This is a genomic window from Roseibium limicola, from assembly GCF_017313085.1.
In the GTDB taxonomy this organism is placed as follows: Bacteria; Pseudomonadota; Alphaproteobacteria; order Rhizobiales; family Stappiaceae; genus Roseibium; species Roseibium limicola.
Genome location: NZ_JAFLNF010000003.1, coordinates 256509 through 275896 on the forward strand (window position 1 = coordinate 256509; position 19388 = coordinate 275896).

General features: G+C 59.0%; 20 protein-coding genes and 1 riboswitch. Of the genes, 11 read left to right on the forward strand and 9 right to left on the reverse strand.

Translation table 11 applies throughout. The features are described 5' to 3' along the window. Nucleotides 1-83 precede the first annotated feature (83 nt). A complete protein-coding gene (gene msrB, locus J0X15_RS08425) occupies nt 84-491 on the forward strand; it encodes a peptide-methionine (R)-S-oxide reductase MsrB (protein WP_206939666.1) in 408 nt (135 codons plus the stop codon). Between the two features lie 5 nt (nt 492-496). Here msrB and J0X15_RS08430 read toward each other — a convergent pair whose 3' ends face one another. Beyond that, on the reverse strand, nt 497-979 hold the full coding sequence (locus J0X15_RS08430) for a winged helix-turn-helix transcriptional regulator (protein WP_206939667.1): 483 nt from the start codon (nt 977-979) through the stop codon (nt 497-499). 175 nt (nt 980-1154) lie between these two features. Here J0X15_RS08430 and J0X15_RS08435 point away from each other — a divergent pair, with 175 nt between their 5' ends. Together J0X15_RS08435 and J0X15_RS08440 are read left to right on the forward strand one after the other, a co-directional pair. Then, on the forward strand, nt 1155-2006 hold the full coding sequence (locus tag J0X15_RS08435) for an SDR family oxidoreductase (RefSeq protein WP_206939669.1): 852 nt from the start codon (nt 1155-1157) through the stop codon (nt 2004-2006). A gap of 174 nt (nt 2007-2180) precedes the next feature. Continuing rightward, complete coding sequence (locus J0X15_RS08440) at nt 2181-4268, forward strand: S9 family peptidase (RefSeq protein ID WP_206939671.1); 2088 nt, start codon at nt 2181-2183, stop codon at nt 4266-4268. Nucleotides 4269-4380: 112 nt separating this feature from the next. Here J0X15_RS08440 and J0X15_RS20350 read toward each other — a convergent pair whose 3' ends face one another. Continuing rightward, a complete protein-coding gene (locus J0X15_RS20350) occupies nt 4381-6000 on the reverse strand; it encodes a hypothetical protein (protein ID WP_206939673.1) in 1620 nt (539 codons plus the stop codon). A gap of 361 nt (nt 6001-6361) precedes the next feature. Between J0X15_RS20350 and J0X15_RS08450 the strand changes: the two genes are divergently transcribed. Beyond that, the gene (locus J0X15_RS08450; RefSeq protein ID WP_206939675.1) at nt 6362-6754 is read left to right on the forward strand and encodes a hypothetical protein; all 393 of its coding nucleotides are present in this window, start codon (nt 6362-6364) and stop codon (nt 6752-6754) included. A 45-nt stretch (nt 6755-6799) separates the two neighbouring features. On the opposite strand, the gene J0X15_RS08455 is transcribed toward J0X15_RS08450, so the two are convergent. The 4 genes from J0X15_RS08455 to J0X15_RS08470 all read right to left on the reverse strand — a co-directional run bounded on the left by J0X15_RS08455 (nt 6800) and on the right by J0X15_RS08470 (nt 10478). Beyond that, nucleotides 6800-7750, reverse strand: a complete 951-nt coding sequence (locus J0X15_RS08455) for a c-type cytochrome (protein WP_206939677.1) — start codon at nt 7748-7750, stop codon at nt 6800-6802. Between the two features lie 60 nt (nt 7751-7810). Then, the gene (locus J0X15_RS08460) at nt 7811-8266 is read right to left on the reverse strand and encodes a c-type cytochrome (RefSeq protein ID WP_206939679.1); all 456 of its coding nucleotides are present in this window, start codon (nt 8264-8266) and stop codon (nt 7811-7813) included. 489 nt (nt 8267-8755) lie between these two features. Further along, nucleotides 8756-9352 carry a superoxide dismutase gene (locus J0X15_RS08465; protein ID WP_206939681.1) on the reverse strand — a complete coding sequence of 199 codons (597 nt, stop codon included), beginning with the start codon at nt 9350-9352 and terminating at the stop codon, nt 8756-8758. Between the two features lie 253 nt (nt 9353-9605). Further along, nucleotides 9606-10478: an aldo/keto reductase family oxidoreductase gene (locus J0X15_RS08470; RefSeq protein WP_206939684.1), complete on the reverse strand. Its 873-nt coding sequence runs from the start codon at nt 10476-10478 to the stop codon at nt 9606-9608. Nucleotides 10479-10574: 96 nt separating this feature from the next. Here J0X15_RS08470 and J0X15_RS08475 point away from each other — a divergent pair, with 96 nt between their 5' ends. Next, nucleotides 10575-11498 carry a LysR family transcriptional regulator gene (locus J0X15_RS08475; protein ID WP_206939686.1) on the forward strand — a complete coding sequence of 308 codons (924 nt, stop codon included), beginning with the start codon at nt 10575-10577 and terminating at the stop codon, nt 11496-11498. Nucleotides 11499-11512: 14 nt separating this feature from the next. Here J0X15_RS08475 and J0X15_RS08480 read toward each other — a convergent pair whose 3' ends face one another. Beyond that, the gene (locus tag J0X15_RS08480) at nt 11513-12385 is read right to left on the reverse strand and encodes a DUF6159 family protein (protein WP_206939688.1); all 873 of its coding nucleotides are present in this window, start codon (nt 12383-12385) and stop codon (nt 11513-11515) included. Between the two features lie 240 nt (nt 12386-12625). Between J0X15_RS08480 and J0X15_RS08485 the strand changes: the two genes are divergently transcribed. From J0X15_RS08485 to J0X15_RS08500, 4 genes are all read left to right on the forward strand, one after another. Beyond that, complete coding sequence (locus J0X15_RS08485) at nt 12626-13378, forward strand: thermonuclease family protein (RefSeq protein ID WP_206939690.1); 753 nt, start codon at nt 12626-12628, stop codon at nt 13376-13378. A 115-nt stretch (nt 13379-13493) separates the two neighbouring features. Continuing rightward, nucleotides 13494-13715: riboswitch (cobalamin riboswitch) on the forward strand. A 38-nt stretch (nt 13716-13753) separates the two neighbouring features. Continuing rightward, entirely contained in the window at nt 13754-13927 is a 174-nt protein-coding gene (locus J0X15_RS08490; RefSeq protein WP_206939692.1) for a CbtB domain-containing protein, read from the forward strand. A 26-nt stretch (nt 13928-13953) separates the two neighbouring features. Then, entirely contained in the window at nt 13954-14655 is a 702-nt protein-coding gene (locus J0X15_RS08495) for a CbtA family protein (RefSeq protein ID WP_206939694.1), read from the forward strand. Between the two features lie 70 nt (nt 14656-14725). Next, entirely contained in the window at nt 14726-15259 is a 534-nt protein-coding gene (locus J0X15_RS08500; protein WP_206939696.1) for a hypothetical protein, read from the forward strand. Between the two features lies 1 nt (nt 15260). On the opposite strand, the gene J0X15_RS08505 is transcribed toward J0X15_RS08500, so the two are convergent. Continuing rightward, complete coding sequence (locus J0X15_RS08505; protein ID WP_209015187.1) at nt 15261-15626, reverse strand: DUF1636 family protein; 366 nt, start codon at nt 15624-15626, stop codon at nt 15261-15263. Between the two features lie 168 nt (nt 15627-15794). Between J0X15_RS08505 and J0X15_RS08510 the strand changes: the two genes are divergently transcribed. Next, a complete protein-coding gene (locus J0X15_RS08510) occupies nt 15795-17021 on the forward strand; it encodes a YbfB/YjiJ family MFS transporter (protein ID WP_206939698.1) in 1227 nt (408 codons plus the stop codon). Between the two features lie 59 nt (nt 17022-17080). On the opposite strand, the gene J0X15_RS08515 is transcribed toward J0X15_RS08510, so the two are convergent. Beyond that, entirely contained in the window at nt 17081-17938 is an 858-nt protein-coding gene (locus J0X15_RS08515) for a branched-chain amino acid aminotransferase (protein ID WP_206939700.1), read from the reverse strand. Nucleotides 17939-18096: 158 nt separating this feature from the next. On the opposite strand from J0X15_RS08515, the gene J0X15_RS08520 reads away from it, so the two are divergent. Further along, nucleotides 18097-19347: a SulP family inorganic anion transporter gene (locus J0X15_RS08520; RefSeq protein WP_206939702.1), complete on the forward strand. Its 1251-nt coding sequence runs from the start codon at nt 18097-18099 to the stop codon at nt 19345-19347. Nucleotides 19348-19388 lie beyond the last annotated feature (41 nt).

Genomic DNA, 19388 nt, shown 5'->3' on the forward strand with positions numbered 1-19388 from the left:
CTCTCCAGCAACCTTGCCACCTTGCCTGAGATGGCGATGCTCCCTATCTCACGAGGGACAATAGCGAACGTCAGGAGATACTCATGACCGCCCCCGTACCGAAACTTGAAAAATCAGAAGAAGACTGGCGCGAAGAGCTGACGCCGGAGCAATTTCAGGTGCTGCGCAAGTCGGGCACCGAGCGACCTTTCACCGGCCCCTATTGGGACACGTTTGAACATGGCCGCTATGACTGTCTGGGCTGCGGCCAACCGCTGTTCCTGTCAGACACGAAATTCGATGCCGGTTGTGGCTGGCCGAGTTTCTTCAAGGCAGTCACCCCGGACGCCATCACCGAGATCGAGGATCGCACCCACGGCATGCTACGAACAGAAATCCGCTGTTCACGCTGCGACGGCCACCTCGGGCACGTGTTTCCCGACGGTCCGCCACCAACCGGTTTGCGCTACTGCCTCAATGGCACAGCCATGAGCTTCACGCCCCTGGACTGATGTTGCTACTCAGCTGGCTGCAGGCGGTCTGCGCCTGCGGTCGGGTGTCCTTTGTCCTCGGGGGTCCGGGCCTCACGCGCCCGCAGGATCCGACCGATGTTATCCTCGATCCAGTCGGCGAAGAGCCGAACACGCTCTGCTGCCTCGTGTCCAAGCGGGGTCAGATTGTAGTCGACATGCGGCGGAACGACCGGGCGGGAGTGGCGGTCCAAAAAACCGTCCGCTTCCAGTGCCTGAAGGGTCTGCGACAGCATCTTCTCACTGACGCCACTGACCTTGCGCCGCAGATCCGAAAAGCGCATCGGCCCATCCTCAAGCGCGATCAGCACGAGCACGCCCCATCGACTTGTCAGATGGCGCAGGACTTCCCGCGACGGGCAGTCAGCCGCCAGAAGCTCGCCACGCCGCACCGCCGACGATAAAATCCCGTCGACCCGAGGGGCCAGCTGCTCATCCCGCTTTGCGCCATGCGCTTCATCGTTGTTCATCTCAGTTATCCCGCAACGCCATCCCAAAGCAGTCTTCAGGCAACAGCCTTGCTATGAAAGCTATGGGAAAAATTCTCATCAATTTCAAAACTAACCTTTTTGTATGTACTTACAAAAAGAAAGTTTTCAAGCCACCTATGGGGTATTCCGTAATCAATCACTCAGGAGCATCCCCATGATTGCAGTGACAGGCGCCAACGGCCAGCTCGGCCGCCTCACCATCCAGGCCCTTCTCGCCAAAGGTGCAACCGACATCCGCGCGCTCGTTCGCACCCCTGGCAAAGCCGCCGATCTGCGCAGCGATATGGTTGATGTCGTCGAGGCCGACTATGACCGCCCGGACACCCTTCGATCCGCGCTGACGGGCGCCGATCGTCTGCTGTTGATTTCCGGCTCGGAAGTCGGCAAGCGGGTGGCCCAGCACACCGCTGTCATCGAAGCGGCAAAGGCCGCAGGCGTCAGCTTCATTGCCTACACCAGCCTCCTGCGGGCGGACACCTCTCCTATGAAACTGGCCGAGGAACACCGCGAGACCGAAGCCCGGTTGGCAGCCAGTGGCATTCCACACGCGCTCCTGCGCAATGGTTGGTATGTTGAAAATTATGCTGCCACCATCGGCGCTGCACTTGACCACGGGGCGGTGGTCGGAGCCTCCGGCAACGGTCTGATTTCTGCAGCTGGTCGCCAGGATTATGCCGAAGCCGCAGCAGCGGTCATCAGCGAAAGCGACCTCAGAACCCGAACCTATGAGCTGGCTGGCAGCCCGTCGTTCACTCTGGCTGATCTGGCGGCTGAACTCTCACGGCAAAGCGGTCGGGAAATCCCCTTCGTCAACATGAGCGAGACGGCCTATGCCGGCGTGCTGAAGCAGGCCGGGCTGCCGGACGGCTTTGCCTCCATCCTTGCAGACAGCGATGCAGCTGCCGCCAATGGCGCTCTGCAAGGGACGTCGCAGGATCTGGAAAGCCTGACGGGCCACGCGAGCCGCAGCCTGAAGGATTTCATCGCCACCGCCCTGGCTGGTTAAGCACTCATTCTGACCCAATAGGCAGACGGGGCGTTTCTCTCATCGGCGAACGCCCCGTTTTGCTTTGCATGTTTCTGGTCGTGGCGAGCACAGACTGCCAAACGCGATGCAACAAGGGTCTTCGAACGCGCTTGCCTCTTGCCAAGCTTCTTCAAAACTCCTACCTCGGAAAGCATGACAAACACGCCTCTTCCCCCGCGCGCTGAAGCGCGCCCGATCACCATTGAAACCCACGGCATCACGCGACAGGATGACTACGCTTGGCTGCGAGCGGACAACTGGCAGGAGGTCATGCGCGATGGCCGCGATGTGCTGGCCGACGACATCGAGGCTTACCTCGATGCGGAAAATGCCTATCAAGACGCGATCATGGCGCCGACCGAAGATCTGCAGGAAAAGCTGTTCGCGGAAATGCGCGGCCGGATCAAGGAAGACGACAGTTCCGTTCCGGCGCCCGACGGCGCCTACTCCTACGGCATCAAATATGTCACCGGCGGACAGCACCCGAAATTTGTGCGCAGCAACCGCGACGGCTCCAATGAGACCATTCTGCTGGACGGCGACAAGGAAGCCGAAGGCAAAGCCTACTTCAAGTTTGGCTCGGCCTTTCACTCCGACGATCACAAGCTGCTGGCCTGGGCCTTCGACGACAAGGGCTCGGAGTATTACAGCCTGCTGTTCCGCGACGTTGAAACAGGTCATGACAGCGATACCCGGATTGAGGACACCGCCGGTGGCGGCATTTTCTCCAAGGACGGCAAATATCTGTTCTACGTCCGCCAGGACGACAACCATCGCCCGTCCAAACTGTTTCGGCACGAAATCGGCAGCGACCCCGCCAATGACAAGCTGATCTACGAAGAAGAAGACGCCGGGTTCTTCATGGGTGTCGGTCGCACCCAGTCAGGCGAAACGATCCTGATCGACATCCATGATCACGAAACCTCTGAAGTCTGGATGATCCCGGCGGATCGACCGACAGAGCCTCCCGTTCTGATCTCGCCGCGCGACACGGGCGTGGAATATTCCGTCGATGACCACGGCGATACGCTTTACATTCTAACCAATCAAGGCAATGCGGAAGATTTCAAGATCGTCACCGCGCCGAAGGCAACGCCAGGCCGGGAATTCTGGACCGATCTGGTGCCGCATACTGCGGGCCGGCTGATCCTGTCCCACGACGTCTACAAGAGCTTCATGGTGCGCCTGGAACGTGAAAACGGCTTACCGCGAATTGTTATTCACCGGCTGACCGACGGCATAGAGCACGAGATCTCCTTCGACGAGGAGGCCTACTCGCTTGGTCTGGCCGGCGGCTATGAGTTCGACACCACCGAAATCCGGTTTTCCTACTCGTCGATGACGACGCCGGCGCGGGTGTATGATTACGACGTGGAGACCCGCCAGAGGACCTTGCGCAAGGAGCAGGAAGTGCCCTCCGGGCATGATCCGGCGAACTATGTGACCCGCCGCCTGCAAGCTCCGGCAGCTGATGGCGAGACGGTGCCGATTTCCCTGCTGTATCACAAGGACACGCCGCTCGACGGATCCGCACCCTGCCTGCTGTATGGCTACGGTTCCTATGGCATCTCGATCCCAGCCAGCTTCAACACCGGTTGCCTTTCGCTGGTGGATCGCGGCTTCGTCTATGCCATCGCCCATATTCGGGGCGGCAAGGACAAGGGCTTCCGCTGGTACAAGGATGGTCGACGCGAAACAAAGAAGAACACCTTCACCGACTTCATCGCTGCCGCCAGGCATCTGGTGGCCGAGGACTACACCTCGCACCGGAAAATCGTCGCCCAAGGCGGATCTGCCGGCGGAATGCTGATGGGGGCCGTCGCCAATCTGGCACCGGAAGCCTTCGGCGGCCTGATTGCCGAGGTGCCCTTTGTCGATGTGCTGTCCACCATGCAGGACGACACCCTGCCCCTGACGCCGCCGGAGTGGCCGGAGTGGGGCAACCCGATCTCGGACAAGGCTGCGTATGACTACATTGCCAGCTATTCGCCCTATGACAATGTTGAAGCGAAGAACTATCCGGCGATCCTCGCAGTCGGCGGGCTGACCGATCCGCGCGTGACCTACTGGGAGCCGGCGAAGTGGATTGCCAAGCTGCGCGCCACCGCCACAGGCGACAACCTTCTCATGCTGAAGACCAATATGGACTCCGGCCACGGCGGCGCCTCCGGCCGTTTCGACCGGCTCAAGGAAGTTGCCCTGGTGCAGGCCTTCGCCCTGATGGTCACCGGCAAGGTGTGACTATCTAGTCAGCCGACCTGACACAATCGGCCGGCAATACCCTAGGCATTGCCGACCGATTGCGTAACAGGGTCACATTCCGACCCAAACGGGCCAGCCATCGGCCGAGTCGTCACAGCAATATAAAATCACCATTGAGACCGACCTCGTTCAAGGTCGTAAAGCCGGTAACACCTTGCAGCTTGATCAATTGCTCATCTCCGCTGCCGGAAGTGTTCTCGTAAAAAAGATACGTGTCGCTATCATGCTCGAAAAAGGCAACGCTTTGTGGACGGGCATTGGTGTCATCTGCATCGAGAACCAGGATTTTTTCGGCCAGCGTATCGTCTGCCGCCGCAAAGGTGACCTTGCCGCCATCGCTGATCGCAACGCCGACACCTGCAACAGCTGTTGCACCACTGTTTATGGCAACAAAATCAATGGCAGAGGAGCGAATGAAGTCGGCCACTCCCGCGGTGCCGTAATCGAAGATGGTGTCGAAGGTACTGGCTACCGTTGTGCCGCTGACAGACACAGGGGTTTCGCCCAGAAAGATCTGGAAAATGTCCTGACCTGCTCCCCCGCTCAGAGTGTCTGCTCCGCTTCCACCGTCCAGCGTGTCGTTGCCGGAGCCACCAAGAATCATATTCGCGTTGGTGTCTCCGAGCACAGTCAAATTTCCGCTGAACCAGGAAGCATTTACGGTCATGACATTTGTGACCTGGCCAAGATTGAGGTCCTGTGTGCCATAGACATTCAGGGTCGCCCCTGTTGCGGCAACCAGCGAAACACCCGCGAACCCGTCGGTCCCTCCGCCCGACGATGTACCTCCAGGCCCACCTTGAATGGTGTTCGCGCTGGCGCCATAGGACGAAATGTTTATGGTTTCAAAAGCCGTTGCCACCACTCCGTTGCCGCCGTTTCCACCGGTCGCCGGACTTCCACCGCCCGTTCCTCCAGTAATCGCGATACCGCCTTTCATCAGCAGGCTCAGGCTATCGGCTGAAGTGTCCGTTGCTGGTGTGAACTGAAGCGCGTCGCCTCCATGGCCGCCGCGCGTGGTAGCTCCATCGGCCGATGAGCCACCAGTTGTGGACTGCAGCTCAAAGCGTTGATCTGAAGTGACATTGAAAACAGTCAGGTGAGTTGCTGCATCGGAACCAACCTCCTGACCGGGTGACGGCGGTGCATTTGGGGCTGCCGTTGACCCACCGATCGTCAGCGATGTCGTTGTAAAGCCAGACACATCGATCTGATAGTCGCCCTGCGACCCGGTCAGAGAAATATTTGTCGAGCCAGGGGATGTGTCGAACCCGCCTACATAATAGGCGATGCCCTCATAGGTGTATTGCGGCAACGTCGTGATCACCTTGTCCCGTTCGGCCAGGCTGGACGTGTAAAAGTGAGATTTCGTCTCGGTGTTATAAAATCGGTAGAGTGGGACGCGCCCATCATCAGCGTTGCCGTACCCCTGATAGACCGTTCCTTCAAATGTATAGGTCGCCTGGGTGGCTATGACGACATCCCGCTCTGCCTCACTTGCCGTATAAAAGTGGGCACCGGTCGCTGAATTGTAGAAACGGTAGACGGGAATATCTCCGGTACCACCGTTGCTTGTTCCATTCGATTGAAACGCGGTCCCTTCAAGCTGATAGCTGCTGTAGGTCGCGACGACAAAGTCGCGCTCGGCAACACTCGCTGTGTAAAAGTGGACGCCGTTCGCATGATTGTAAAATCTGAAAACGCTCGGCACCTCATTCTCCCCTCAATTAATTACAATAAATTTAGTAATATTTTTCGCACCCACCCAAAAAGAGCTTATCTATTATTCACCCCACCTCAATAGAGTAATTTAACCCACAAGAAATATTAAACCAAAAAAATCCAAAATTTACTTATCTTTCAATATATTACTCTAGGAAAATTAAATACTGAGACGTTTTGAAGAAACAATTTATTGTTGCAACTTTCGTCACGCTCATCTTGTAAAATTGTGTCTCGGCCGTCTTTCAAAGGCCATCAAGTTCTGCGAGGAGACGTTGAACGGCAATCATCCGACTAGATCCCAGAAAGGATCAATGACTGACGGAACAGAGGCTCAAAGGAAACGAATTATGAAACCGTCGCGCACCCGCATTCATACGTCATCGCGTTCATGCAAGACATCAGCCCTCGCGTTGATGCTCTTGGGCGCCGCCATAGTGACAGGGATCACACCGGCAGCAGCTCAGGGACTGACCCTTGGCGAGCTGCTGTTTGCGCCGACGCCCTATGCGGGCCGCAGCATCCCCTCGACCTACAACACGCCCTATTATTGCCCGACCTTCAAGAAGGGGCATTCCAGCGGCTGGAAAGGGATCATTGGCGGGCGGAAGTATGATTTTGACAACAGCTACATTGTCTCGGGCGCAGGCTGCTTTGAAACCCAGCGCGCCTGCGAGGCCTATCTGACCGGCATGGATCCTTACGTCAACATGATCAGCTATAAGGCCTGCGAACCCTTCTAAACCTCAGACTGCCAGTCCCCACGCGATGTCAAACCCAAGCGTAGTTCATTCTCCACCGGGCACAGGAAGTGCCTTGAGGTAGGTTGCGATGGCCTCGCGGTCGCGGGCGGGCAGCTTGGCAATATTGGCCTGAACGGCAGCCATTTCGCCGCCGACGCTGTCGTAGTCCGGGGTAAAGCCGCTTTCCAGATAATAGGCGATGTCGCTGACGCTCCAGCTGTCGAGGCCATGCCCAGGCGAGAGGCCCGGAATTTTACCATCCCCGGCCGGGGCCGGTGCGCCGTCCAGCCAGCGCGACAAATCAAGCGAGCCCAGTGCATCACGCGGTGTATGACAGGCTCCGCAGTGGCCCGGACCTTCAACCAGATAGCGCCCGCGCACCAGAAGCGCCAAATCCTCCTCGGCGGCCGGTCGGCCCAGCTGCTCCAGGCTCATCACCGGCTCCGGCGAGAGGTTGAGCCGTTTCCATAGCCCTATCCCCCGGCGTATGTTGAAGGGAAAGTCGAGTTCATGGTTCGCCGGGCGACCACTTACCGGCTCCACGGTCTGCATGAAGGCGAAAAGATCGCTGACATCCCCGAGGCTCATGCGGGCGTAAGACGTATAAGGAAAGGCCGGATAGTAATGTCCGCCTTGCGGCGAGGTGCCGGTCAGCATTGCATTGGCGAAATCCGTTTGAGACCAACCGCCAATTCCATCTTGCGCATCGCTGGAAATGTTTGGGGTGACGAACGTCCCGAACGGGGTCTTCATGTGCAGGCCACCAGACAGCGTCAGCTTGCCTGCGGCAGCGATAATCCCGGTTGCCGGATCAACAGCCCCGTGACAGGACGCGCAACCACCTGCCCAGAAAACAAGCGCGCCACGCTGCGCATCCCCTTGCGGCATGTCTGCGAGATCCGCACTGGCCAGTGTTCGAGGCATGGTCGCGATCCAGGCAAGAGCCCCTGCGGCCACCACAAGACCTACTCCAAGCCCCAGCGTCGTCCTGCGCATTCCAATACTCCCTCAACCCCACTCCGCATCCTCCACGGAGCGGTGCAAGGTTTCAAGGCCCTAGCGTTTGCGGAACCCCTGGTGACAGGAGCGGCATGTAGCCAAAACCGGGCCGACGACGGCCTTGAAGCTCTCGAGATCCGCCGGACCTTCGCGCCCGGAAGCCTGCATCGCAGCACTGGCTGCCGCGGCCAGCTTGGCAACTTCCGCCTCAAACCCTGCTCGGTCTTCCCAGATTTTCGGTGCAGCAGAGGTGTCACCCGTATCCGAGCCTTCCGGAAAGTAATCGCCGAATACCACACCAGCGGCGTTGAAAGTCGCAATAGCTGCTTTCCCGGCAGCAGGAGAATACGCCATCTCCCCCTTCAACATCGCACCGCTGAGACCGGCAGCCCCTGCAACCGACTGCATCACCGCCTTGCGGCTTGCGACAGGGTCTTCTGCAGCCTGACCGGAGGCAGCTGTTGCCCCGACAAGCGCGAGCACAACTGCGCCCGCGATAAGAACTCGCGTCATGAACCTCTCCTCTCGTTGGATCCACGGGTATCAAAGCGATCCGAAGGCCGATTTGAAACTCAAAGAAGTGTGATACGGGAACTTTAGTGTCACCAATTGTTTCCGAAGGATGCAACCTGCCGCCCTCCTTCGTCACACCGGACGCAAGCGCAGCTAAAGATCCGGGGCCGGGACAGCAACAGTGCGCAGCTGGAGCATCGAGGGTGAACGCTTGGGCGATTTCAGCTTCGGCGGTTCACATTTGCACCAACAGCAAATTCGCACCTCGCCCTCCTTCGTCACCCCGGACGCAGGCGCAGCCGGAGATCCGGGGCCGGTGAGAAGAAGCGGTGCTTTGCCCGCACCTCTCTCGGCTCTCCGACCCCGGCTCAAGATCGGGATAACAAGGGGGAAGATTGAGAGCGATGACCTAAGCCCCCCCCAAAAAAACAAAAAAGCGGGGTGGCCAATTGGCCACCCCGCTTTGATGTCGCAGCTTGTGGAAGCGCTTTAAGAAGCGGCTTCGTAGAGCTCGAGCACGTAGTCCCAGTTCACCATGTTGTCGATGAAGGCTTCCAGGTACTTCGGGCGAGCGTTGCGATAGTCAATGTAATAGGAGTGCTCCCATACATCCACGCCGAGGATTGGTGTGGCACCATGAACCAGCGGGTTTTCACCGTTCGGGGTCTTCATGATTTCCAGCTTGCCGTCCTTGATGGCGAGCCAGGCCCAACCAGAACCGAATTGGCCAACGCCAGCTGCGATGAAGTCAGCGCGGAACTTATCGAAGCCGCCCAGATCGCTGTCGATCTTGGAGGAGAGCGCACCCGGAAGAGAACCGCCGCCGTCCTTCTTCATCCACTTCCAGAAATGGATGTGGTTGTAGTGCTGGCCAGCGTTGTTGAAGAGAGCTGCATTCTTGCCGTAGCTTTCCTTGATGATTTCCTCGAGGGATTTGCCCTCGAGGCCGGACCCGGCGAGCAACTCATTGCCTTTGGTTACATAGGCGTTGTGGTGCTTGTCGTGGTGAAACTCTAGGGTTTCAGCGGACATGTAAGGCGCCAGAGCGTCATAGGCATAAGGCAGTTCAGGCAATTTAAAAGACATGAGCATACTCCTTCGGGTCTCAAGACCGGCGCCGGCCGCTCAAAAGGCCAATAAGCCCTTTGCGTATCCGACGCTTCATCCGCAATTTAGGAGCCCTTTGCCTCATGAGCAATGCAGCTAGCAGCAAATAAAGAAATATTTTTGTTGTTTTTTTGCGGAACCGGGAGAGAGGACGTGCGTTTGGCGATCTCGCCCCCACGCAATGCACTCTCTCCTGGCTCTCCGTTTCAGATAGCGAGCTTGCCTGTAGTCCTTAGGATTCCTGGGAAATCCCATTCAACTTCTGCATTTCATCTTCCGGGATCACCAGATCGGCAGCGGCAAGGTTCTCCTTCAGATGCGCCACACTGGAGGTGCCCGGGATCAGGAGAATGTTGGGGGAGCGTGCCAGAAGCCAGGCCAGTGCCACCTGCATCGGCGTTGCGCCGAGCCGACCAGCAACGTCGTTCAGGGTAGCGGACTGCAACGGCGAAAAGCCACCAAGCGGAAAGAACGGGACATAGGCAATCCCCTCCCCGGCCAGCCAGTCGACAAAGCCATCATCTGCACGGTGTGCAAGATTGTACTGGTTCTGAACGCAGACGATCTCCGTGATGGTTCGGGCCTTTTCCACCTGGGACTGAAGCGCATTGCTCAGGCCGACGTGTCCGATCAGCCCTTCGCTCTGCAGCTTGGCCAGGCGGGCGATCTGGTCCTTGATCTCGCCTTCTCCCGGCTGATGCAGATCGAACATCAGACGCAGATTAACCACATCGAGCTTATCCAGCCCAAGATTGCGGAGATTGTCATGGATGGCGGCTTCCAGCTCATCAGGTGAAAAAGCCTTGTTCCAGGAGCCGTCTTCGCCGCGCAAGGCGCCGATCTTGGTGACGATGGTCAGATCGTCCGGATAGGGCGCAAGCGCTTCGCGAATGATCTGATTGGTGACATGCGGGCCGTAAAAGTCACTGGTGTCGATGTGATTGACACCGTTCGCAATAGCTTCACGCAAAACGGCGATAGCAGCGGCCCGGTCTTTCGGCGGACCGAAGACACCCGGACCGGCAAGCTGCATGGCGCCGTAGCCCATGCGCCGCACACGGTGATCGCCGAGAGAAAAGTCGTTTGAACCTGGCTGGTAGGTCATGGTCTGCTCCTTGGGTTTCGATGACCTGTATTTGGTTCTTGCCGGAGGCGAAGACTAGCCCGTACAATCGAGACAGACCGTGCGGAACTTCGAACAATGAAATCACATCTCGATGACTTGAGTATCTTTGTCGCTGTGGCGCGCGCCGGCGGGTTTCGGGAAGCTGCGAAGTCCGGCACGCGCAGCGCCTCCAGCCTCAGCGAAGCGATCCGAAGGCTGGAAAGTCAGCTTGGTGTTCGCCTGCTCAACCGGACCACACGCCATGTCTCACCGACCGAAGCCGGGCAAGGACTGCTCGAGCGCCTGTCGCCTGCGTTGAAAGAGGTTGAGGCCGCGCTTGATGTGGTCAACATCTACAAGGACCGACCTGCGGGGACTTTACGGCTGAATGTACCGGTTAATGTCGCCCGCAATATCCTGCCACAGATCGTGCCGCCCTTTCTGGCAGCCTACCCGGAAATCAAGCTGGAAATCATGGCCCAGACCGGCCTCATCGACCTGCTTGCGGAAGGCTTTGATGCCGGGATCCGTTATGATGAACGGCTGGAGCAGGACATGATTGCCGTCCCGATTGGCCCGCGCACCCAGCAATTTGCGCTTGGCGCCTCCAAGACCTACCTGGATCGCAAGGGACACCCTCAGCACCCGAGAGATCTGCTCGATCACGACTGCATCGTCCACCGCTTTTCAGGCGGCGGACCACAGGGCTGGGAACTGGAAAAGGACGGTGAGAGTGTCGTGGTGATGCCGGAGGGACCTTTGGTCATCCGCTCAGGCGGTGCGGCGGATCTGGCAGTCCGTTCAGCCATCGCAGGAACTGGGGTGATTGCACTGTTTCGCGATTGGCTGGACCCGATTTTCGCCACTGGCGAGCTGGAGCCGATCCTGCAGGAGTGGTGGCCAACGTTTTCCGGGCCCTATCTGTATTATCCTGGGCGCCGGCTCGTGCCAGCGCCCCTTCGGGCCTTCGTCGATTTCATCAAGACCCAGACGTTTGAGTTCAGGCAGCCACCGCTCTGACCGCCAACACCCGCCTATCTCTTGCGTTCAAAGGCATCGCGCAGGAGCGTTTCGTCAAACATACCGGCTTCCGGCAGCTTGCCCTGAACCGCATAGACGTACAGCGCTGCCCGCAGAATGCCGTTGAGAGTGGTCACGATCAGAATTGACAAGAGCCCGATCACGACGCCTGCGGCAATGTAGCTAACGCCGATAGCAGGCTGAGTCTCGATATAGGTCGATCCGGTGATCCCCAGCAAAAAGGCGATCAACAGAATGAGTGAATGGAACGCTGCCAGCCCGACATGCGTGATCAGCGCCTCGCCCCAAGTCTTGCGAATGGTGGAGGCCGACTGGCGAATAGCCGAGATCGGGCCAACCTCCTCGACCACCAGAACCGGCACCGCGAAATAGGTCGCAATGCCCCAAGCCATTCCCATGCCGCTGGCCACCAGCCTGGTCAGGAAGTCTGAGCGGCTTGCAAGAAAGTCGAGGACCAGTTTGACCGAGGCGGCAAACAGCGACCAGGCAAAAATGTGCGGGAGCACCCGCCAGGACGACCGCAGACCGTCCATGACCGTCGGATCGCCGCCGAACAGCCGGATCATGGCGCAATAGATCAACGCGGCGTTGAAGAAGATCACGACAAAGAAGCAGAGGAAATAGAGAATGAAAAGGACAACCCAATATGCCGGATCGTTCATCACCTGCTCCGGATCCGACGCATAGGCCATCAACCCTTCAAGACCTCCGGTCGCCACGACCGGCCCGAAGAGACCACCAAAGACACCACACAGGGCCATCAGACTCAGCAGCGGGAAGACCAGAAGCTCCTTGTCAAGGAACAGCACCCGCGAGCAGGCGCCCGCAAGGGTCATCGAATGCACGAACTTGTCGATGATGCTCATATCTCAAACCCCTGTTTGCCCAATCAGGCGCGCCACTTGCGAGACCCTCACCCTGCGTCGCTTTCAGTAATACCGGGCAGCTCCCTTCTGTTTTGCTAAAAAAGCACCGGTAATTTTCACGAAAGTGTCGCTGCTGCGTCTCGTCCACAGACGCATAACCCCAGGGTCTTGCAGGCTTGTTCGCGGCTTCGCAGGTTTGGCTCCTGATTTTCCACGATGATTCGGCGGACCTGAGATACCATGAGCGGCATTCCATCACGCGATCAGCGTGCGGCTTTCTTTGTTCGCGTTGTAATACGACTGGGCATTGCAGCTCTGCTTTCCCCAGCTCTGCTGACACCGGGCTTGTTTGCCGATGCTTCCGCAGCCAATGCACTCCGCATCATTGACGGCGACACACTTGAGCTGCACGGCGAGAAAATCCGTCTGGACGGAATTGATGCGCCAGAGCACGCCCAGACCTGCATTTCCAGCGCTGGTGTCTTTTACCCCTGCGGGCAGGATGCAACCTCTGCCCTGAACCGCCTGACGCAGCGGGCAACGGTCCGCTGCGAGGGCAAGGACTATGATGTCTACAAACGCCGCATTGCTACCTGTTACGCCAACGGCCGCAATCTGAATTCGGACATGGTCCGGATGGGTCAGGCACTGGCCTATCGCAAGTACTCGCGCCGCTATATCGGCGACGAGATGGCTGCTCGCGCCGCCAAGCGCGGACTGTGGGCCGGCGTTTTCGACGAACCCTGGGCATATCGTCAGGGCAAACGACAGCTGAACTCGGAGCAGGCGCCGCGGTCGACAAAAGCCGCCAGTGCAAATAGAGCGACATCGCCACGCTGCCCGATCAAGGGAAACATCTCCAAGAACGGTCGCTTGTATCATTTGCCCGGCACCAATAATTACGATCGGACCCGGATCAACGAGACCAAGGGCGAACGCTGGTTCTGCTCCGAGATCCAGGCTCTGGCAGCAGGCTGGCGCCGCGCCCGCTGAAGCGGTCGTCTTCTGCTGGTCTTACCTGACTTGGCCTGGTTTGGCTTGGCCCATAGCTTGACCAGACATGAGAGCCCCCTCCGGAAAGACTTCTTTGCCATGAGCTGCGGGCTCTGGTACTAATTGTGGTGTTGGTTCTCATATGCGCCCGAGAGGGCGTCGAGACGAACAGGGAATCTGGAAGGCCCGACCTAAATCAGGAGGCCAATGCCAGAGCCGCCCCCGCGACTGTATGCGGTGAGCATCTTGTCAACGACGTCACTGGGTTCGCCCGGGAAGACAGACAAGATGCGTTTGAACCGTGAGCCAGGAGACCTGCCAGCATTGACGCAACCATAATTGTCCGTCGGGTGAGGCGGATGGGAGATTTAAAAAATGCAAGTTCAAGCAACCACTTCGGTTTCGACTTCCGGCAGCCGTAGCCTGCCGATCCTCTTCTGTGCCCTTCTCGGGATCGGGATCATTTTCACGACTGGACATATCCAGGCCAGCGCGCTTCATGACGCTGCCCATGATGTTCGTCATGCAACCGGCTTTCCCTGCCACTGATCAGATCCTCCGTTAGGAGCACTTCCATGTTTTCGAGACTTCTCACCTCAGCGCTCTTCGCAGGCGCTGCGGCCGGGCTTTGTGCTGCCTTGTTGCAGCTGTTTTTCGTCCAGCCGATTCTTCTTCATGCCGAGCTTTACGAGACCGGTACCCTGGTCCACTTCGGCTCAGAATCCGTCGTCAGCGCCCATCAGGCCCTGCCCGGTTTCGAGCCGATGCGTGATGGCCTGAGCATCTTTTTCACGATGCTGGTCTATTCCGGCTACGCGCTTCTGACCGTCGGGGCGATGGAACTGGCAGCGCAGCGCGGCCACACAATCGATGGGCGCACCGGCCTTCTCTGGGGCTTCGCCGGGTTCCTGGCTTTTCACTTCGCGCCCGGCTTCTCGCTGGCACCGGAAGTTCCCGGTGTGGCTGCCGCCGACGTGCAGATTCGCCAGCTCTGGTGGCTCGCGACTGTGGTGACTGCAATCTCCGGTATCGGGTTGATCGCCTTTGGCACCACCTGGAAAGCCTGGGCACCTGCCGTGGTGCTGTTGCTGGCGCCGCATGTCATCGGAGCGCCGCAGCCAGAGGTCTACACCGGACCGGTGCCAACTGAACTTGGAGCCGAGTTCGCCGCGCGGGCTTTCGGCGTCGGTCTTGCCGCCTGGGTCATGCTCGGAAGCTTTGCCGGTTTCTTCTGGAAACGGGAAACCGCGCGCGCCCAGTCCCTCGCCAACGCCTGATCAGCAAGAACAGCGCCAGTGTGCCGGCGACAAGCCGGCACACTGGCTGCCTGTATGGAGACTACACTCAATGGAACGTACCATTGCCATGCTGCTGATCGGCCTGCTGTTCGGCGGTGGCATCGGCTTCGTTACTGCCGCTGCAACCAACAGCCAGTTCGAACCGCATGATCACGGCAACCCGGCACATCATGCTGCCGCGGACAGCCATGCCCAAGTGCAGAACACTCAGTCTGCCGGAATGAGCCAGATGGCGTCTCACGATCACAGTGAAACGCTGACTGCAACGCCCGGCCCGGAAGCACCTTCCCTGACCATGCAGATCATCGCCGACCCCATGACCGGCTGGAACGTTCATCTGATGCCCACGCACTTCGCGTTCGCTCCCGAACGGGCCAGCACTAAGAACATCGCCGGCGAAGGTCATGCTCATCTTTATGTCAACGGTGAGAAGGTCGCCCGCGTCTATGGGCCGTGGTTCCATCTCTCCAGCCTGCCGAAAGGCAACGTCGAGATCCGGGCAGCACTCTACAGCAATGACCACAAGGGGTTGACCCTGAACGGCGCGGCCGTCGAGAGCGTTCAGACGCTAACTATCGAGTAGTTTACCTAGCTTCTGGAAGCGCCGGGACACGCGCTTTCAGACAAAACCGCAAACGTCCGCAGGCCAGGGCATTGTCGATCCAGCCTGCGGGCGCTTCCACCCAGCAACGGACTGTGGCGACGAGATCATCGATGTCCTTCTCGACCTGAACACCTGAAAAGATGCAAGTCGCCAGCCCCTGACCCTGCAGTGACAGCGTCACTGGCTCGGAACAGACATTCATGCAGGGCTGCGTCAAAACGGTCACCGGACGAGGCAGCCGGGCTTGCGCGAAAGTCCTCTGCATGAGCATCAGATCCTCTTGCGAACGGCCAGCATCGCAGGTGCTGCAAAGGTGCAGATAAACCGGCATCGCGTTGTTGGTCATGAGGTCGCCGCACTCGCTTTCATTGGGATCCCTTAAATCACCCTGTGCCGACAGGTGCAACGAACACTTTGGACACTTGCCTCCCCATCAGCGTAGGCAGGGGCGGGAAACCTCTGCTAGTGTCCCTTCACAATCGCGTTGCTACCTCCCACCAGCAGATCCGTCTCCATGCCCCAAGCGCCTTCTCCCGTCCGTCTCGCCATCGGCGGGCTTCTGTCACTGGCTGCAGCCATGGGCATCGGACGCTTCGTCTTTACGCCGATCCTTCCGGTAATGGTCGATGCCCTGCCGCTGAGCGCTGGTGATGGCGGCTATGTCGCGGCTGCCAATTTCGTTGGATATCTGATCGGAGCGCTCGCCGGATCGTTACTGCGCCTGCCAGGGTCCAGACGTCGGGTGTTTCTGATTGCACTCGGGCTGAGTGCGCTTACCACGGGGCTGATGGCCGGAACCGAGAGTTTTGTGGTGTTCTGTATCCTGCGGTTTGTATCGGGCATCGCCAGCGCCTATGTGCTGGTTGGCATTTCCGGACTGGTTCTGTCCCGCCTTTCAGCCCTTGGCCGTGAAGACCTGTCGGCGCTGTTTTTCGCAGGGGTCGGGCTCGGCATCGCCTTTTCCGCCCTGATGACCGGAGGCTTGCTGGCGCTTGATGCCAACTGGCAAGATCTCTGGATCGCCTCAGCCTTTGCGACAGCCTCAGCACTCGTTGCCGCTGCCATTCTCATCCCCGAGGAGCAACACGCAACCACCCAGCCACAACGCAAAGCCCAAACTTCGCAATCGAGTGAGGCCCTGGCAAGCTCCGTGCCCGTGCGCACCAGCGACGATAATAGTTCTTCCAATGCCAAACTTATGCGACTGGTGATCGCCTATGGGCTCTTCGGCTTTGGCTATGTCATCACCATGACATTCCTCTCGTTGATGGCCCGGCAGGATCCGGAGCTGTCCGGCCTTGCGGATCTGCTCTGGCTGTTCGTTGGCCTGAGTGCCGCGCCATCCATCTGGTTCTGGAACCGCTTTGCCGCACGCTTCGGAGGCGCGCGAACACTCGCCCTCGCCTGCCTTCTGGAGGCTGTCGGTGTGGCGCTGTCTGTCTCCGGTTGGGGAATGCCGGCAATGGTCATGGCCGCCTTCCTGATGGGCGGAACTTTCATGGGCATCACCGCACTCGGCCTGATGCAGGCTCAGCGTCTGACTTCCGGAGACAAGACGCGGATCGTCGCCATCATGACCGCCAGCTTCGGCCTCGGGCAGGTCGTTGGTCCCTGGGTCGCAGGCGTGCTGCATGAGCGGTCCGGCAATTTCACCTCCGCCTCGCTGGCCGCAGCGGTCGCTCTTCTGGCAGCAGCTGCCTTGTCCCTGACAATCCGCCGCGACACTGCCGCCAAGGCCTGAACGGCAAACGGCGAGACCTTGCGAGCCCCGCCGTTGTTCATGCGCACATCTGACGTTCGTTACTTGTGGGCGTACTCGAAGTAGAGCTCACGGGCCTTGCGAGAGACCGGACCGATTTCCATTGTCCGCTCTTCAATGCGATTGAGCGGCACGACCTTGTTGTAATTGCCAGTCGAAAACAGCTCATCAGCAGCCTTCAGTTCAGCGTAGGCAACCGTGCGCTCGTAAACAGTGATGCCGGCGACACGCAGCAGCTGGATCATCCGCTGGCGGGTGATGCCATTGAGGAACGTGCCATTGGGCACTGGCGTGTGCACTTCACCATCCTTGACCAGAAAGATGTTGGCCGCCGTCAGCTCGGCGACATTGCCCAGCGTGTCGAGCATCACAGCATTGTCGAAGCCGCGTGCCTTGGCTTCGCGGACGGCGCGCGCGCCATTCGGATACAGACACCCGGCCTTGGCGTTGACCGGCATCGTTTCGATACTTGGACGACGGAACGGCGACAGGGTTACGCTCATGCTGACGTCATCGCCGGCCATCGGCGCTTCAAAAAGACACAGGGCAAAACGGGTGCTTTCCGGATCACAGCTGATCACGCCGGGGCCGTCTTCTTCGGCCCAGTACATCGGCTTGATATAGAGCTGCTTGTCGGAGGAGAATTTCTTCACGCCTTCCGCACAGAGCTCAAGGATTTCGCCTTCCCTCATGATTGGCTTCAGATAAAGCGCCTGAGCGGAGTTGTTGAAGCGCTGGCAGTGCAGGTCCAGATCCGGCATCACGCCGTCAAAGAACCGGGCCCCATCAAACACGCTTGATCCCTGCCAGAACGCATGAGTGCGTGGACCGGCGATGGCCGGATTGCCTCCTTGCCAGGCACCATCAATCCATGTCCAGGTTTCGCTCCAGCCGCTCATGACCACATCGTCCTTTTGTTGTCTCAGGCGAGGGAGAGAACCTGCTTCGCCACTCCGGGTCAACCACCTGTCTCATTTCATTCGCGCAAATTGCGCAATCCTTGTCACACCTACCTAGCTGCCTAGACGCGGAAATGTTTCGTGTGCTAGGCAAAATCATGCGCCTTCCCATGCTGTTCCACACTCTGAAGACCTACGACAAGTCCCAGTTCCTCGCTGATTTTCAGGCGGGTGTCACTGTGGCCATGGTGGCGATCCCGCTGAGCCTCGCCATTGCGATTGCATCTGGCGCGCCGCCCGCCACCGGCCTCATCACCGCCGTGGTCGCCGGGTTCCTGATTTCAGCCTTTGGTGGATCAAGGGTGCAGATCGGAGGACCGACCGGTGCGTTCATCGTCGTCGTCTTCAGCGTCATCATGGACCACGGCTATGACGGATTGGTGCTGGCGACTTTCATGGCGGGCGGCATTCTCATTCTGGCTGGACTTTTGCGGTTGGGACGCTTTATCGCCCTGGTGCCTGAAAGCGTCGTGGAAGGTGTCACTTGCGGCATTGCGGTGATCATTGCCGCCAGCCAGCTGAAGGACTTCTTCGGTTTCGATGCGGGGACCCTGCCGGCTGAAGTTCTGCCTAAGCTGGCGATCCTGTGGACCGCACGCGACAGCCTCTCGCCGGCCACGCTTGCCATCGGCCTTCTAACCATGGGGTTGATCCTTGTCCTGAAGCGGTTGTACCCGAAGTTTCCCGGGTTGCTGGTGGCTGTTTCGATCGGCTCCGGCCTCGTCGTACTGCTCCAACTGCCGGTCGACACGATCGTCTCGCGGTTTGGCGCGTTGCCGGACCATCTGCCCTGGCCGCAACTGCCAGTCATCACCATCGCCCGGCTGATTGAGCTGCTGCCGTCCGCCATGGTTATCGCTTTTCTTGCCGGGTTGGAATCCCTGCTCTCGGCGATGATCGCAGACAAGATGACGGGCGAGACCCACCGCCCGAATGCCGAGCTTCTGGGGCAAGGCATTGCCAACGTCGGCTCGGCTCTGGTTGGCGGCCTGCCCGCAACGGGCGCCCTGGCGCGCACTGCGACCAACGTTCAGGCCGGTGCGAAAACGCCCGTCGCCGGACTGATCCATGCCTTCACCGTGCTGGCTGTTTTGATGCTGGCAGCTCCCCTGGCTGGGTATCTCGCCATGCCGGCGCTTGCAGCTCTGTTGTTGCTGGCTGCCTGGAACATGTGTCCGCCGGCCACCGTCCTGCACGGCCTGAAGGCTGCCTGGCCTGAGCGCGTGCTGTTTCTGGGAACGCTCGTTCTCACGGTTTTGGTCGACCTGACAGTCAGCCTCGGGGTGGGTATTGTCGCCGGTCTTGCTCTGCGTGCCTGGCGGCAACGCTCTGCGACCTCCGCACACTGAGGCTGAGTGTGTATAGTGGCTTTGAATTGAATGCAGTGCCC

Excerpts from the sequence above, each read along its gene's own strand:
- J0X15_RS08495 (WP_206939694.1), top strand. The coding sequence starts at position 13,954 with ATGTTTTCGAGACTTCTCACCTCAGCGCTCTTCGCAGGCGCTGCGGCC.
- J0X15_RS08455 (WP_206939677.1), bottom strand. The coding sequence starts at position 7,750 with ATGCGCAGGACGACGCTGGGGCTTGGAGTAGGTCTTGTGGTGGCCGCA.
- J0X15_RS08490 (WP_206939692.1), top strand. The coding sequence starts at position 13,754 with ATGCAAGTTCAAGCAACCACTTCGGTTTCGACTTCCGGCAGCCGTAGC.
- J0X15_RS08505 (WP_209015187.1), bottom strand. The coding sequence starts at position 15,626 with ATGACCAACAACGCGATGCCGGTTTATCTGCACCTTTGCAGCACCTGC.
- J0X15_RS08520 (WP_206939702.1), top strand. The coding sequence starts at position 18,097 with ATGCGCCTTCCCATGCTGTTCCACACTCTGAAGACCTACGACAAGTCC.
- J0X15_RS08460 (WP_206939679.1), bottom strand. The coding sequence starts at position 8,266 with ATGACGCGAGTTCTTATCGCGGGCGCAGTTGTGCTCGCGCTTGTCGGG.
- J0X15_RS08465 (WP_206939681.1), bottom strand. The coding sequence starts at position 9,352 with ATGTCTTTTAAATTGCCTGAACTGCCTTATGCCTATGACGCTCTGGCG.
- J0X15_RS08480 (WP_206939688.1), bottom strand. The coding sequence starts at position 12,385 with ATGAGCATCATCGACAAGTTCGTGCATTCGATGACCCTTGCGGGCGCC.
- J0X15_RS08450 (WP_206939675.1), top strand. The coding sequence starts at position 6,362 with ATGAAACCGTCGCGCACCCGCATTCATACGTCATCGCGTTCATGCAAG.
- J0X15_RS08485 (WP_206939690.1), top strand. The coding sequence starts at position 12,626 with ATGAGCGGCATTCCATCACGCGATCAGCGTGCGGCTTTCTTTGTTCGC.
- J0X15_RS08440 (WP_206939671.1), top strand. The coding sequence starts at position 2,181 with ATGACAAACACGCCTCTTCCCCCGCGCGCTGAAGCGCGCCCGATCACC.
- J0X15_RS08510 (WP_206939698.1), top strand. The coding sequence starts at position 15,795 with ATGCCCCAAGCGCCTTCTCCCGTCCGTCTCGCCATCGGCGGGCTTCTG.
- J0X15_RS08430 (WP_206939667.1), bottom strand. The coding sequence starts at position 979 with ATGAACAACGATGAAGCGCATGGCGCAAAGCGGGATGAGCAGCTGGCC.
- J0X15_RS08435 (WP_206939669.1), top strand. The coding sequence starts at position 1,155 with ATGATTGCAGTGACAGGCGCCAACGGCCAGCTCGGCCGCCTCACCATC.
- J0X15_RS08475 (WP_206939686.1), top strand. The coding sequence starts at position 10,575 with ATGAAATCACATCTCGATGACTTGAGTATCTTTGTCGCTGTGGCGCGC.
- J0X15_RS08500 (WP_206939696.1), top strand. The coding sequence starts at position 14,726 with ATGGAACGTACCATTGCCATGCTGCTGATCGGCCTGCTGTTCGGCGGT.
- msrB (WP_206939666.1), top strand. The coding sequence starts at position 84 with ATGACCGCCCCCGTACCGAAACTTGAAAAATCAGAAGAAGACTGGCGC.
- J0X15_RS08515 (WP_206939700.1), bottom strand. The coding sequence starts at position 17,938 with ATGAGCGGCTGGAGCGAAACCTGGACATGGATTGATGGTGCCTGGCAA.
- J0X15_RS08470 (WP_206939684.1), bottom strand. The coding sequence starts at position 10,478 with ATGACCTACCAGCCAGGTTCAAACGACTTTTCTCTCGGCGATCACCGT.